The sequence below is a fragment of the Amycolatopsis regifaucium genome (assembly GCF_001613935.1).
Classification (GTDB): Bacteria; Actinomycetota; Actinomycetes; order Mycobacteriales; family Pseudonocardiaceae; genus Amycolatopsis; species Amycolatopsis regifaucium.
Window position 1 is genome coordinate 1 of record NZ_LQCI01000005.1, and the last position, 13,955, is coordinate 13,955.

At 68.7% G+C, this 13,955-nt stretch carries 11 protein-coding genes; 6 read left to right on the forward strand and 5 right to left on the reverse strand.

Features of this window, described 5'->3' with window-relative positions:
* The coding region (locus AVL48_RS08375; protein ID WP_063054090.1) for a hypothetical protein at nucleotides 1-585 on the forward strand (585 nt) is incomplete at its 5' end.
* Between the two features lie 88 nt (nucleotides 586-673).
* Here AVL48_RS08375 and AVL48_RS08380 read toward each other — a convergent pair.
* Both AVL48_RS08380 and AVL48_RS08385 read right to left on the reverse strand, forming a co-directional pair.
* Nucleotides 674-3,799: an efflux RND transporter permease subunit gene (locus tag AVL48_RS08380; protein ID WP_061987205.1), complete on the reverse strand. Its 3,126-nt coding sequence runs from the start codon at nucleotides 3,797-3,799 to the stop codon at nucleotides 674-676.
* Nucleotides 3,800-3,928: 129 nt separating this feature from the next.
* Nucleotides 3,929-5,032, reverse strand: coding sequence for a YihY/virulence factor BrkB family protein (locus AVL48_RS08385; protein ID WP_061987203.1), 1,104 nt, complete (start codon nucleotides 5,030-5,032; stop codon nucleotides 3,929-3,931).
* Nucleotides 5,033-5,291: 259 nt separating this feature from the next.
* Here AVL48_RS08385 and AVL48_RS08390 point away from each other — a divergent pair, with 259 nt between their 5' ends.
* The 5 genes from AVL48_RS08390 (at nucleotide 5,292) to AVL48_RS08410 (ending at nucleotide 12,057) form a co-directional block, all read left to right on the forward strand.
* Entirely contained in the window at nucleotides 5,292-7,046 is a 1,755-nt protein-coding gene (locus tag AVL48_RS08390) for a DEAD/DEAH box helicase (protein WP_061987373.1), read from the forward strand.
* A gap of 337 nt (nucleotides 7,047-7,383) precedes the next feature.
* Nucleotides 7,384-8,517, forward strand: a complete 1,134-nt coding sequence (locus tag AVL48_RS08395) for a sugar ABC transporter substrate-binding protein (RefSeq protein WP_061987201.1) — start codon at nucleotides 7,384-7,386, stop codon at nucleotides 8,515-8,517.
* A gap of 89 nt (nucleotides 8,518-8,606) precedes the next feature.
* Complete coding sequence (locus AVL48_RS08400) at nucleotides 8,607-9,380, forward strand: ATP-binding cassette domain-containing protein (RefSeq protein WP_061987199.1); 774 nt, start codon at nucleotides 8,607-8,609, stop codon at nucleotides 9,378-9,380.
* Between the two features lie 23 nt (nucleotides 9,381-9,403).
* On the forward strand, nucleotides 9,404-10,864 hold the full coding sequence (locus AVL48_RS08405; protein ID WP_082857580.1) for a sugar ABC transporter permease: 1,461 nt from the start codon (nucleotides 9,404-9,406) through the stop codon (nucleotides 10,862-10,864).
* A gap of 11 nt (nucleotides 10,865-10,875) precedes the next feature.
* Nucleotides 10,876-12,057 (forward strand): ROK family transcriptional regulator, encoded by a 1,182-nt coding sequence (locus tag AVL48_RS08410; RefSeq protein ID WP_061987197.1) that lies wholly within the window; start codon nucleotides 10,876-10,878, stop codon nucleotides 12,055-12,057.
* A 69-nt stretch (nucleotides 12,058-12,126) separates the two neighbouring features.
* Here AVL48_RS08410 and AVL48_RS08415 read toward each other — a convergent pair whose 3' ends face one another.
* The 3 genes from AVL48_RS08415 to AVL48_RS39960 all read right to left on the reverse strand — a co-directional run bounded on the left by AVL48_RS08415 (nucleotide 12,127) and on the right by AVL48_RS39960 (nucleotide 13,861).
* Nucleotides 12,127-12,732, reverse strand: a complete 606-nt coding sequence (locus AVL48_RS08415; RefSeq protein ID WP_061987195.1) for a TetR/AcrR family transcriptional regulator — start codon at nucleotides 12,730-12,732, stop codon at nucleotides 12,127-12,129.
* A complete protein-coding gene (locus AVL48_RS08420; protein WP_061987193.1) occupies nucleotides 12,713-13,576 on the reverse strand; it encodes an alpha/beta fold hydrolase in 864 nt (287 codons plus the stop codon). Before AVL48_RS08420 ends, AVL48_RS08415 begins: the two co-directional genes overlap by 20 nt.
* 105 nt (nucleotides 13,577-13,681) lie before the next feature.
* Nucleotides 13,682-13,861 (reverse strand): DUF7455 domain-containing protein, encoded by a 180-nt coding sequence (locus AVL48_RS39960; RefSeq protein WP_016332937.1) that lies wholly within the window; start codon nucleotides 13,859-13,861, stop codon nucleotides 13,682-13,684.
* Nucleotides 13,862-13,955: the final 94 nt, after the last annotated feature.

The following is a 13,955-nucleotide window of genomic DNA, read 5'->3' on the forward strand; positions in this document are numbered from 1 at the left end:
TGGTACGTCGAGCCGTACCAGCGCGACGACAGGGGCGCGAAGCTCTTCCGCGTCGAATCACCCACCGGGACCTGGACGAACTACACGCACACGCTGGAATCGTGGGAGGCGAACAACAACTCGTTCGCCGCCGTGACCCCCGACGCGCGCTGGATGGTGGCGGGCGAGTGGGGCACGATGGACCGGCTGCTCGTGCACCCGATGCCCGGTGTCGCGCATACGAATCCGGCGGCGGACCTCCCGTACGCGTCCGCGATCCGGCTCGACCGGCCGGTGCGGGACATCCAAGGCTGCGACTTCGTCACCGCGACGCGGCTGCTGTGCGCGTCCGACGATCCCGAAGGCTCGCTGTTCGGGACCACCAAACCGTTGCTGCAGGTGGATCTCTCCGGTGCGCCGGCCGGTGCGGACGTGACCGGACGGGTGACCTCGCTGGGGCAGTTGCCACTGAAGAGCATCTGTAGCGGGAACTTCGAGACCGAGGGCATCGACGTCGCCGCCGATGGGACCCTGCGGGTGATCGTGCTGTCGCCGTCGTGGTGTGTGGCGTTCGACAGCAAGACCTGGCGGTTCCGGAAGGCGTAGGCGCGAGCCGGTCAAACCTTCCCCAGTACATGATGGCCCCCTTCCTTGCGCCTAGCGCAAGGAAGGGGGCCATCATGTACTTCGCCGCCTACGAAGCCGGCTCCGGAGTCAGCGTCTCGGAGGCAGGTGCCGAGGACCGCTTCGCGTCCTTCTTCGCGCGGCGCTTCTCTTTCCGGATCTCGACCATCGTGTACAGCGTCGGCACCAGGATCAGCGTCAGCAGGGTCGAGCTGACCAGCCCGCCGATGACCACGATCGCGAGCGGCTGGCCGATGAACCCGCCCTGTCCGGTCAGGCCGAGCGCCATCGGGACCAGGGCGAAGATGGTCGCGGCCGCGGTCATCAGGATCGGCCGCAGCCGCCGCCTGCCGCCTTCGGTCACCGCCTCGGCGACACTCATCCCCGAAGCCCGGTACTGGTTGATCAGGTCGATCAGCACGATCGCGTTGGTCACCACGATGCCGACGAGCATCAGCATCCCGATCAGCGCGGGCAGGCCGAGCGCGGTCCCGGTGGCCAGCAGCAGCCCGATCGCGCCGGTCGCCGCGAACGGGATCGACACCAGCAGGATCAGCGGCTGGAGCAGGCTGCGGAACGTCGCGACCATGATCAGGTACACGATCGCGATCGCGGCCAGCAGCGCGAGGAACAGGTTCCCGAACGCCTCCTGCTGGTCCTCGCTGACCCCGCCGAGCTTGTACGCCGCGCCACCGGTGAAGGTCAGACCGTCCAGTTTGGACTGAATGGCCTTGGTCGTGGCGGCCAGGTCCGCGCCGGTGTTCTTGGCGGTGACCGTGGTGCTCAGCTCACCCGAGGTGCGGTGCACCGCGGCCGGCCCGTCCACAGTGGACACATTCGCGACCGAGTCGAGCCGGACGACGCCGGTGGCGGCGGGGATCGGCAGCGCCTTGATCGCGTCCACGGACACCGGGGCCGCCGTGCCCGCACGCAGCACGATGTCCGTGCGCTGCCCGTCCACCGGCAGCTGGGTCACCGTGCGGCCGGCGATGGCCTGGTTCGCGATCTGGCCGATCGACGTCGCCGAAAGCCCGCTCGCGGCGGCCTTGGCGGCGTCGACCTCGACCTGCACCCGGGGGGAGCCCTGCGCGAGGTCACTGGTCACCTCGGTCAGGTCCGGCACCTGCGACAGGGCTTGGCGGACCTGCTCGGCGGCGGGTTTCAGCGCGGCCTCGTCGGGGGCGGTGACGGTGATCGAGACGCCGTCGGAGTTGAAGCCGGACGCGTCCGCGCCGACCTTGACCTCGCCGAGTTCCGGCCGCTTCAGCTTGTCCCGCAACCGGTTCGACAGCGCGTCGAGGTCGGTGTCCTTGGCGACGGTGACCGAGATGCCGGTCGACGTCCCGCCCATGCCGAAGAAGCCTGCCCCGCCGATGCTCACCTGGTAGGTCTCCACCGCGGGTTCGGCGGCGAGTGCCCGCTCCACCGCACCCGCGGCCTTCTCCTTGGCCTCTGAGCTGGTGCCGGGCGGCAGCTTCTGCGACAGGTTCAGCGTCGTCCCGCCGGACTGGTCGAGGAAGTTCGTGTTCAGCCGCGACGCCAGCCCGACCGTGCCGCCGAAGATGATCAGCGCCAGCAGGACCACGGTGACGCGGCGCCGGGTGGCGAACCGGATCACCGGCACGTACCCGCGCTGCAGCAGCCCGCGGCGTTCCTTGTCCTCGGCCGCCTGTCGCGTGAGCTCGGCCTCGTGCTCGTTCGCGGGGGCCTTGGGCGGCTTGAGGAACCAGTACGCGAGCACCGGCACGATCGTGAGCGAGACCAGCAGCGACGCGAGCAGCGCCACGGTGACGGTGATCGCGAACGGCGAGAACAGTTCGCCGACGAACCCGCCGACGAAGGCGATCGGCAGGAACACCGCGACCGTGGTGAGGGTGGACGACGTCACCGCGCCCGCCACCTCGCGCACGCCGTCGAGTACCGCGCGCTGTTTCTCCTCGCCGTACGCCAGATGTCGTTTGATGTTCTCCAGCACCACGATCGAGTCGTCGACGACCCGCCCGATCGCGATGGTGAGCGCGCCGAGGGTGAGCAGGTTCAGCGAAAGGTCGCCGGTCCACAGCGCCAGCAGCGCCACCACCACCGAAAGCGGGATCGACACCGCTGTCACCAGTGTGGACCGCAGCGACATCAGGAACAGCAGGATCACCACGACCGCGAACGCCAGCCCCAGCAGGCCTTCGGTGGTCAGCCCGCTGATCGCGTCCTTGACCGGGGTGCCCTGGTCGAACACGACGCTCATCTCGGCGCCGATCTTCTTCGACAGTTCAGGCAGCTTGTCCCGCACCGAATCCGAGATCGCGACCGCGTTCCCGTTCTCCACCATGGTGATCGAGAGCCCGAGACTCGGCTTGCCGTTGGTGCGCGTGATCGACGTCGGCGGCGCGAAGCCCGCCTGGACGTCCGCGACGTCACCCAGTTCGACCGGCTTGCCCGCCGCGGCACCGGGACGCGGCGCCGGCGTCAGGTAGAGGTTCCGGATGGTGTCCACAGTGGTCGGTCCGCCACCGACCTGGACGGTGAGCGTCTTGTCGCCCTCGGTCAGCGTCCCGGCCGGGACCGCGGCACCGGCGGTCTGCAGGGTGGTGGCGATCGACGACGGGTCGACACCCGCCGCGGCCAGCTTCGCGTAGTCCAGTGCGATGGTGACCCGCGGCTGCCGCGCACCGGTCACCTCGACCTCGCGGACGCCGTCGATTTTGCGCAGTTCCGGCGCGACCTCCCCGGTCAGCGCCGGCGCGAGCGCCTGCGGGTCACCGGTGGTCCCGGCGGCGAGCAGCACCACCGGCAGGTCGTCGGTGGATCCCGCCGACACCGTCGGCTCGGTGTTCTGCGGCAGCCGCGCCTTGACCCCGTCGACGACGCGCTGGATCTGCCCGACGGCGGCGTCGATGTCCGTGCCGAACTCGAACTGCGCGGTGATCCGCGACAGGCCCTCCGACGACGTCGAGTTCAGCTCTTCGAGCCCTTTCAAGCCCTGAAGCCCGCCTTCAAGCGGCTCGGTGACCTGCCGGTCCACCGCGTCCGGTGAGGCGCCCGCGTACGGCGTGATGATCTGGGCCTGCGGGAACTGCAGCGACGGGAACAGCTGCTGCTTCAGCTGCGGCAGGGCGAAGGCGCCGAAGCCGATCACCACCAGGGCGAGCAGCCCGATGAGACTTCGGTTGCGCAGGCTCAGTCTGGCCAGCGTGGACATGACGGTCTCCCCCAGGAACGGCTCGGGCGGGCGGTTGAGCCGAGCTTTTCATGGCGGGGGGTGGAGTGGATTCACACCACGGGTGGAACCGGAGTACGACTTCGGGATGAGGCCATCCCCCGAACGGGGTCAATTTCGCCGTTCGGTCACCTGGTCGGCTTCCCTGTGCGATTCCTCGTTCACCGATTGTTCCGGTTCGGTCTCCTCGTTCTGCTGCGGACGTCGCAGCGGGACGGTGGTCCGCTCCCACCGTTTGCGGCCCTCCTCGGCGCGGATCCGTTCGCTGGCCCGTTCCATCTCCAGCCGCCGCCACTTCCGGCGCTGGCGTTTGGTCGCCTTGGCCGGCCACAGCTCCTGGATCGCGCTGTTGAAATAGGCGCCGCCGACCACCGCGAGCCCGATGAAGAACATCAGCAGCAGGAACGCGATCGGCGCGGCCAGCGCGCCGTAGGTGTAACCGGTCTTGGTGATCCAGTTCAGATAGATGCGCAGGCCGACACTGGAGAGCAGGAACACGATCATGGCGAGCATCGCGCCCGGCAGGCCGCGGTGCCACGGCAGGCGGCGCGGCAGGGAGAGCTTGTAGAGCGTGGTGAGCGCCAGCACGATCATGCCCCCGAGAACAGGGTAGTACAGCGTGCCGACCCAGTACGAAACCGTGCCGCGCCAGTCGGACGGGAAGAACTGGGGGAGCAGGTCCGGCCCGATCGCCAGCAGCGGCAGCCCGACCACCAGGATGACCAGCCCGGCCATGTACAGCAGCAGCGCGAAGATCCGCTGCCAGACGTCGTTGCGGACGCCGTACTGGTCGTGCGCCACGGTGATCGCGTCGACGAACGACGACATCGCCGACGAGCCCGCCCACAGGGAGATCAGGAAGCCGATCGAGACGATCTCACCCTTGCCGACGAACAGGATGCTGTTGACCGTCGGTTCGATGATGTCGTGGACGGCGTTGTCGCTGAAGATCGTTTTGCTGAAGGTGATGATCCGGTCGTGGACCGCGGTCACGACCTCCTGGCCGAACCAGTCGCCGACGAAACCGAGGCAACCGAGGAGTCCGAGCAGCAGGGGCGGCAGCGACAACGTCTGCCAGAACGCGGCTTCGGCTGCTTCGGAGAAGATGTTGCCTTCCCACGCTTTGTCGAGCGTGCGGCTGAGCAGGCGCAACGGACCTCTGCGGACCTTCGTGGCCCCGGCGGCCGACTGGTCCCGGCCGTTCTCCTCGCTCATGCAGCTCCTCCGCCAGCGCCGAGCGCCCTTGACGTGTCCAGCATGGTCCATGCTGCGGCATTCGGCTCGTCACCCCGGCATTTCCGGTGAGTAAACCGACAACGGGGGTGGCGCTTCCGGCGTTCCACGGGCCCGGCGGGTAGGCTCACTCCAGTGCCCTCACCTCAGGCGCCGGCGTCGCGGCCGGATACCAAAGTGGGGGTTTTCGCTTGTCAGACAGCGGTGAGCAGCGCTTTTGAGGGAGAGGGAGGTGACCGGCATGTCGGAAACAGTGGAACGTGATCGTGGCACGTTGGGCGCGCCTCCCGCGGCGAAGGACAGCACCGCCCGGCCGCTGCGTGCCTGGCAGCGCCGCGCGCTGACGAAGTACCTGACGAAGAAGCCGAAGGACTTCCTGGCGGTCGCGACGCCGGGCGCGGGCAAGACGGTGTTCGGTCTCCGGATCGCCGCCGAGCTGCTGAGCGACCGGACCGTCGAAGCGATCACCATCGTCGCGCCGACAGAACACCTGAAGCACCAGTGGGCCGCCTCCGCGGCGGCCGCGGGGATCGCGATCGACTCGAACTTCCGCAACGGCACAGGTGCCACCTCCCGCGACTACCAGGGTGTCGCGGTCACCTACGCGCAGGTCGCGGCGCATCCGACGTTGCACCGCGTGCGCACCGAGAACCGCAAGACCCTGGTCATCCTCGACGAGATCCACCATGGCGGTGACGCGAAGTCCTGGGGTGACGCGGTCCGCGAGGCGTTCACGCCGGCCGTCCGCCGTCTCGCGCTGACCGGGACGCCGTTCCGCAGCGACGACTCGCAGATCCCGTTCGTCACCTACGAGCCCGACGGCTCGGGTTTCCAGCGCAGCAAGGCCGACCACGCCTACGGTTACGCCGACGCGCTCGCCGACGGCGTGGTCCGGCCGGTCGTCTTCCTCGCCTACTCCGGTGAGGCCTCCTGGCGCACGAGCGCGGGGGAGGAGTTCACCGCGCGGCTCGGCGAGCCGCTGACGGCCGAGCAGAACGCACGGGCCTGGCGCACGGCGCTCGACCCGGCGGGCGAATGGATCCCGGCAGTGCTGCAGGCCGCCGACACCCGGCTCGCGCAGCTGCGCGCCAACGGCATCCCGGACGCCGGCGGCCTGGTGATCGCCACCGACCAGGAGTCCGCGCGTGCCTACGCCAAGATCCTGCAGCGTATCTCCGGCCAGAACCCGACGGTCGTCCTGTCCGACGACCCCAAGGCGTCCGGGCGGATCAAGGAGTTCTCCGACTCGACCGACCGCTGGCTCGTCGCGGTCCGGATGGTGTCCGAAGGCGTCGACGTCCCGCGCCTGGCCGTCGGCGTCTACGCCACGAGCGCGTCGACCCCGCTGTTCTTCGCGCAGGCCATCGGCCGGTACGTGCGTTCGCGCAAGCCCGGCGAGACCGCTTCGGTCTTCCTGCCGAGCGTGCCGGTGCTGCTGGAACTCGCCAGTGAGCTGGAGGCCCAGCGCGACCACGTCCTCGGCAAACCGCACCGCGAGAAGGAAGGCTGGGAGGACGAGCTCCTCGCCCAGGCCAACCGCACCGAGGACGAGCCGGGCGAAGAGGAGAAGGCGTTCACCTCGCTGGGCGCCTCCGCCGAACTCGACCAGGTCATCTACGACGGCAACTCGTTCGGGACCGCGGTGTTCTCCGGTTCCGACGAGGAGCAGGAGTACCTCGGGCTGCCGGGGCTGCTCGAACCGGACCAGGTCCGCGCCCTGCTGCGGAAGCGGCAGGAAGAGCAGATCGCCGACGAGAAGCGGCGTAAGCCCAAGGCCGAGGAGCGGGCGCCGGCGGCGAGGCCGCAGTCGGTCAGCGAACGGCTCGGCAGCCTCCGCAAGGAGCTGAACGCCCTCGTGGGCGTGCACCACCACCGCACCAAGAAACCGCACGGCGCGATCCACAACGAACTGCGCCGCGTCTGCGGCGGACCGCCCACCGCGATGGCGACGGTGGAGCAACTCGAAGAGCGGATCGTCACCCTGCGTTCCTGGTAGCGCCTCGCTCGCGCCGGTGCCCACACGCAATGAAGGGGCCTTTCATCGCAAAATTTGCGATGAAAGGCCCCTTCATTGCGGATGGTGACCCGACAACCAACCCACCACGATCACCCTGCGTGAGTAGTGCGGGTCACATTGTCAGCACTCCTGATTTTGTCCGCCGTGCTACGGCCACGTTGCCAAACCGTGTCCATTTGATGAGGCTTAATCGATTCAGCCGTCTTCCCCGGAACCCTTTCGGCGGCATATGTTGTCGCCCACAACATATGCGCGATGGTGCGACCGATCCTCCTCTGGATCGCCGCCCGCGAGCAAGATTCGGAAAGGTTCGAGGATGCGCAGCAGAACCCTTACCCTCCTCGCCGCGACAGTGGGCGCCGGCCTGGTGCTCTCCGCCTGTGGCGCCAACACCGCGGACTCCGGGAGCGGCAATTCCTCGCAGTCCGCGCCCGCTCCCGGTGGTGCCGCCGCCGGTGGCAAGGTCGGCGTCATCCTCCCGGAGACGGCCACCTCCGCGCGCTGGGAGTCGTTCGACAAGCCGTTCCTGACCAAGGCGCTCAAGGACGCGGGCTTCGACGCCGACGTCCAGAACGCGCAGGGCGACGTCCAGAAGTTCACCACGCTGGCCGACGGCATGATCGCGCAGAACGTCAAGGTCCTGATCATCGCCGCCATCAACGGCGAGGTCGGCGCGGCGGTCGCCCGCAAGGCGCAGGCCGCGGGTATCCCGACGATCGACTACGACCGCCTGAACCTCGGCGGCAGCTCCGACTACTACGTCTCGTTCGACAACGAGAAGGTCGGTCAGCTCCAGGGCCAGGGCCTCTCCGACGCGCTGAAGGACAAGAAGGGCGCCGAGGTCGTCATGATCGAGGGGGCCCCCACCGACAACAACGCGACGCTGTTCGCCAATGGCCAGAAGTCGGTGCTGCAGCCGAAGTTCGCCAGCGGCGACCTGAAGCTCGTGCGCGAGCAGGCCATCGACAACTGGGACAACCAGAAGGGCGGCCAGACCTTCGAGCAGATCTTGACCGACAACAAGGGCAAGGTCGACGGCGTCGTCGCCGCGAACGACGGTCTCGCCGGCGCGGTCATCACCGTGCTGAAGAAGAACGGCCTCAACGGCAAGGTCCCGGTCACCGGTCAGGACGCCACCGCGGACGGCCTCATGGCCATCCTGCGCGGCGACCAGTACATGACCGTCTTCAAGCCGATCAAGGAAGAGGCCGAGGCCGCGGCGAAGCTCGCCGTCCTGCTGGCCAAGGGCGACAAGGCGGGCGCCGACGCGCTGGCCACCGCCAAGGCCAAGGACCCGAAGGGCAACCGCGAGGTCAAGTCCGTGCTCCTCGAGCCGAAGCTGACCACCAAGGACGGTGTCAAGGAGGTCGTGACGCAGGGCTACGTCAAGGCCGCCGAAATCTGTGGCGGCGAGCTGGCCGCGGCGTGCACGCAGCTCGGTATCTCCTGACCCGTTAAATCCAGACAACCGGGCCGGGGCGCTTCTCGGAGACAACGCGCCCCGGCCCGGTACCCAGCCGGGAGAATTCGAGAACCCCCATGAGTGAACCGATCCTCGAACTGAGGCAGATCAACAAGAGCTTCGGACCGGTCCACGTCCTCCACGACGTGGACTTCGACGTGCGGGCCGGTGAGGTCACCGCGCTGGTCGGCGACAACGGTGCCGGAAAGTCCACTTTGGTCAAGTCGATCGCCGGGATCCACGGCTACGACTCCGGCACGGTGAAGTTCCAGGGCGAGTCCGTCCACATCCACGGCCCGCGGGACGCCGCGGATCTCGGGATCGAGGTCGTCTACCAGGACCTCGCCCTGGCCGAGAACCTCGACATCGTGCAGAACATGTTCCTCGGCCGGGAACGCGGCAGCAAATGGCTGCTCGACGAGGCCAGCATGGAGAAGGCCGCCCGCGAAACGCTCGCGTCGCTTTCGGTCCGCACCGTGAAGTCCGTCCGTACCCCGGTTTCGGCGCTGTCCGGCGGACAGCGGCAGACCGTCGCGATCGCCAAATCCGTGCTGTGGGACTCCAAGGTCGTCCTCCTCGACGAGCCGACGGCCGCGCTCGGCGTCGCGCAGACCCGTCAGGTGCTCGACCTGGTCCGCCGCCTCGCCGAGCAGGGCCTCGGCGTGGTGCTGATCAGCCACAACATGGCCGACGTGTTCGAGGTCGCCGACCGCATCGCGGTGCTCTACCTCGGCCGTCTCGTCGCCAACGTGCACACCAAGGACGTCACCCACGGCCAGGTCGTGGAACTGATCACCGCCGGCCGCTCCGGCGACCTCGGCCTTGCCCGCCCCGAAGCCGCCGTCCTCTGACCCGAGGCGAGAAAGAACCGGAAATGACTGAGACACCTGCAAAGCCCGCCTCGCCGGAGGGGGGCAAGTCGGCGGCCTCCGCGCTCAACCCGTCGGCGGCCATCACCGACTTCGGCATCGACACGACATCGATGTCAACGCGCGAGGCCGTCGGTGACTACTTCTCCCGGCTCAAGGCGGGACAGCTGGGCTCGCTCCCCGCCCTGCTCGGCCTGCTCGTGCTGGTGATCGTGTTCGCCTCGCTGTCGGACACCTTCCTGACGATGAACAACATCGCGAACCTGATGGCGCAGGGCGCCGGCAAGGCGATCATCGCGATGGGCATCGTCTTCGTGCTGCTGCTCGGCGAGATCGACCTGTCCGCCGGTACCGCGTCCGGTGTCACCGCCGCCGTTCTCGCGATGCACTACGTGCGCAACGGAAACCTGTTGGGCGGCATGGGGAACGGCGTGTTCATCGCGTTCCTCGTCGTCCTCGCGATCGCCGGCCTGCTCGGCGTGATCCTGCGGATCTGGGCGGGTGTCGGTTTCGCGGTGCTCGCCATCGCGCTGGTGCTGTCGGGAACGGCGGCCAACCCGTGGATCGAAATCCTGCTCGCGATCAGCGTCGGCGGCGCGATCGGTGTCCTGACCGGTTTCCTCGTCTCGAAGATCGGGATGCCCTCGTTCGTCGTGACGCTGGCGCTTTTCCTTGCCTGGCAAGGTGTCATCCTGCAGTTCATCGGTGAGGGCGGCACGCTCGGCATCAGCACCTCGGACGTGTTGTTCAAGGTCGCCAACGGCAATCTCTCCACAGTGGGCAGTTGGGTCCTCTTCCTGATCGCGGCCGGCGGATTCGCCGCGGTGTCACTGGGCCAGCACTTCTCCCGGCTCAAGCGCGGCCTGGTCACCCAGCCGACGCCGATGGTGCTGTTCAAGGTCGGCGCGATCGCGGTGATCGCCGCGGTGGCGACCTATCTGCTGACGCTGAACCGCGCGCCCAACCCGAACATCGTCATCTCCGGCGTCCCGTACGTCGTGCCGATCGTGCTCGGCCTGCTGGTGCTCGGCACCTACGTGCTCAACCGCACGCAGTACGGCCGCCACATCTACGCCGTCGGCGGCAACCGCGAGGCGGCGCGGCGCGCCGGTATCAACGTGGAGAAGATCCGGGCGTCGGTGTTCGTCATCTGCTCGGCGGTGGCGGCGGTCGGCGCGATCGTCTACTCGTCGAAGGTCGGCTCGGTCGATCCGCAGGCCGGTGGCCTCAACACGCTGCTGTTCGCGGTCGGCGCCGCCGTCATCGGTGGTACGTCGCTGTTCGGCGGCAAGGGCCGCGTGGTCGACGCGGTGATCGGTGGACTGGTCCTCGCGGTCGTGGAGAACGCGCTCGGCCTGCTGAAGCAGTCGGCGGCGGTGGTCAACATCGTCACCGGTCTGGTGCTGCTGCTCGCGGCGACGGTGGACGCACTGTCCCGGCGCCGCGCGGCTGCGTCACCGCGCTGAGCCCGCATGGAATGATGAAGTCCGTGACCAGCACACCCGTTGCACGACCAGACGAGGTGCGCAGGCACAACCGCACGACCTTGCTCCGGTTGCTGCACGTCAGCGGCCCGAGCACCAGGGCGACCCTGGCCACCGAGCTGGGGCTCAACCGCAGCACCATCAAGACCCTCGTCGACGGGCTCGCGGAAGCGGGCGTCGTCGAGGAACGGGTCCCGAGGCCGGGACGAGGGGCGGGCCGCCCCTCGCTCCTGGTCCTGCCGCAGCCGCACGCGGCGGTGGTGCTCGCGGTCGACCTCCAGGTCGAGCACGTGGCGATCGCGCTGATCGGGCTCGGCGGCCAGATCCTCGGGCGCAACAGCTGGAACCTCCGCGGCCGGATGCGGGAGGCCGACGAGGTGATCACGCATGTGATCGAGTCGACCACCATACTGGCGGGTGATCTCGGTGTGCAGCCGATCGCCGCGGGGGTCTCCGTGCCCGGCGTCGTCCGCCGGGTGGACGGGCACGTGCACGAGGCGCCCAACCTGCGCTGGACCGACGTGTCGCTCGGGGAACGGCTCGGCGGTGTGCTGCGCATTCCCGTCCTCGTCGGCAACGACGCCGAACTCGGCGCCATCGCCGAACACCTGCGCGGCGCCGCACGGGGCTCGTCCGACGCCGTGTACGTCTCCGCGGACGTCGGCGTCGGGGGAGGGATCATCGCGGACGGCTCGTCGCTGCGCGGCGGCGCCGGCTACGTCGGCGAGATCGGGCATATGGCGGTCCGGCCCGGCGGCCGTCCCTGCTACTGCGGTTCCAGCGGCTGCTGGGAGACCGAGGTCGGCGAGGCGGCCCTGTGCCGGGCGCTCGACCTGCCCGAAGAGACCCCGCGCGGGGCGATCCTGGTCGAACTGCGTGAACTGGGCCGCGACCCGAAAGCCGCCGAGGAGCGGCTTTCGGAGTTCTCGGAATGGCTGACGGTGGGCCTGGTGAACGTCGTCAACCTGCTCGGCCCGCAGCTGGTCGTGCTGGGCGACCTGCTCACCGCGCTGCCGGAATCGGTGGTGGGCGCGGTCGCGGCCGAGGTCCGGCGGCGGAGCCTGGTCAGCCGGGCGGTCGGCGGGACGCAGATCGTGAGTTCCGCGCTGGGCGCCGACGTGAAACTCCTGGGCGCGGCCGAAGCGGCGTTCGAGATGATCCTGGACACCGTCTAGCCCCCGCCCACTCTCGCGTTCAGTCCTCTGAATGCGGTCGTTGCATGCGCAAGGACCGCATTTAGAGGACTAAACGCGGTCCTTCACGAGACCTGACAGCAGGGCCACCAGCGCCTGCAGGCACCGCGCCTTCGCCGCTTCGGGATCCTCGGCGTGCGCGATCATCAGCGCGGCCTCGCCGCAGGCGGTCATCACCAGTTGCGCCAGTTCCGGGATCGGCGCCGGGATCAGCTTCCCGTCGGCGGCGACCGCCTCCAGGATCTCCGTGATCAACCCCAGTCCGTACCGCTGCTCGATCGCGCGCCACTCCTGCCAGCCCAGCACGGCGAGCGCGTCGGTGAACGAGATCTGGACGACTTCGGGCCGCACGCAGACCTCCAGGAACCGGGTCAACGCCGCGAGCGCGGCCGTCCAGGGATCCTCCCCGGCCCGCAGGACGACCTTGAGCTCGTCGGTGATCTCCGTTTCGAGCTGCTCGACCACGGCGCGGAAGAGCCCCTGCTTGTCCCCGAAGTGGTGGTAGAGCGCGCCGCGGGTGACGCCTGCCGCCCGGACGATCTCGTCGGCGGGCACGGCGGCGTAGCCCTGTTCGGCGAACAGGGGGCGCGCCGCCGCGATCAGGGCGGTCTGCGTCGACTGCGAGCGCTCGGTCTGGCTACGTCGTGGCGTGGGCACCCAGGAATTCCACCACCATGCCGCTCAGCCGCTCCGGCTGGTCCTCCGGCACGAAGGCGTAGGAGTCCTCGATCGTCTTCAGCTCGGCGTTCGGGAGGACGCCGGCGAGCTTCCTGCCCAGTCGCAGGAGGAAATGCCGGTCCTCGGGCGCCCACACCAGTAGTACGGGCTTCTCGAACGCGGGCAACCGCTCGGCCGCGGTCAGTGTGTAGCGCTTGTCGATCGCGGCGAGGAACCGCATGACGTCCTCGCGGATCGCCGGATCCCGCCTGCTGGGCTGCAGGTAGGCGTCGATGATCCGCTCCGGCACCGGATGTTTGGCCAGCCACGCGAACTTCGTCGCCTTCAGCAGCCGTTGTGAGCGCATCGCCTGGAACACCGGCCAGAGTCCGCCGGGCACCCGGGCGAGCACGCTCAGCCCGGCGAACATCGGCGGCAGGAACCGCTCGAAGGAGTCCGACGGAGTCAGCACGACCCGGCCGACGCGTTCAGGGGAAGTGGTCATGAGCAGTTGGGTGAGCGCGCCGCCGGTGTCGTTGGCGACCACCGTGACGTCGGTCAGGTCGAGCACTTCCAGGAACCGGGCGATGAGCGCGGCGACACCGGGCGGGCTCAGGTCGGCGTCGGGAACCGGGATCTCATGCGAGCCCAGCGGCCAGTCCGGGGTGAGGCAGCGGAAGCCGGCCGCGGCGACCGCGGGGGCCACCTTGCGCCAGAGCAGGCCGTTGGTCAGCAGGCCGTGCACGAAGACCACCGGAGGGCCTTCACCGCGGTCGCGGTAGCGGATGCGGGCGTCGCCGAGGTCCACCTCGTGCGTCTCGCCAAGGAGATCGGTTATCGTCATGCTAGAAACATACACACAGTATGTATGTTTATGTCAGGCAGAAAACAGGGCGACCGGCGCGCTCCATGGGGAGCGGCCGGCCGCCGGGTGGTCGTGGACTGGTGGTTACCGCTGAATGTCCGCGGACATTTCCTTGAGCTTCGTTTCGTGTGCGCGGGCGTGGTGACCACAGAAGAGCAACTCGCCACCGGTGCTGAGAATGGCTCGAACCTGGGCTGCAGCTCCACACCGGTCGCATCGGTCGGCAGCGGTCAGTTCGGGGCGGGTGAGCGTCGGTGAAGTCATTGGAGTCTCCCTCCGTCCCGGCACCGGTGACCCGGTGCCATCGATCCAGCTACGACCACTTCGGCACTGATGCCTGAAACGTTCGTTCCCGGCT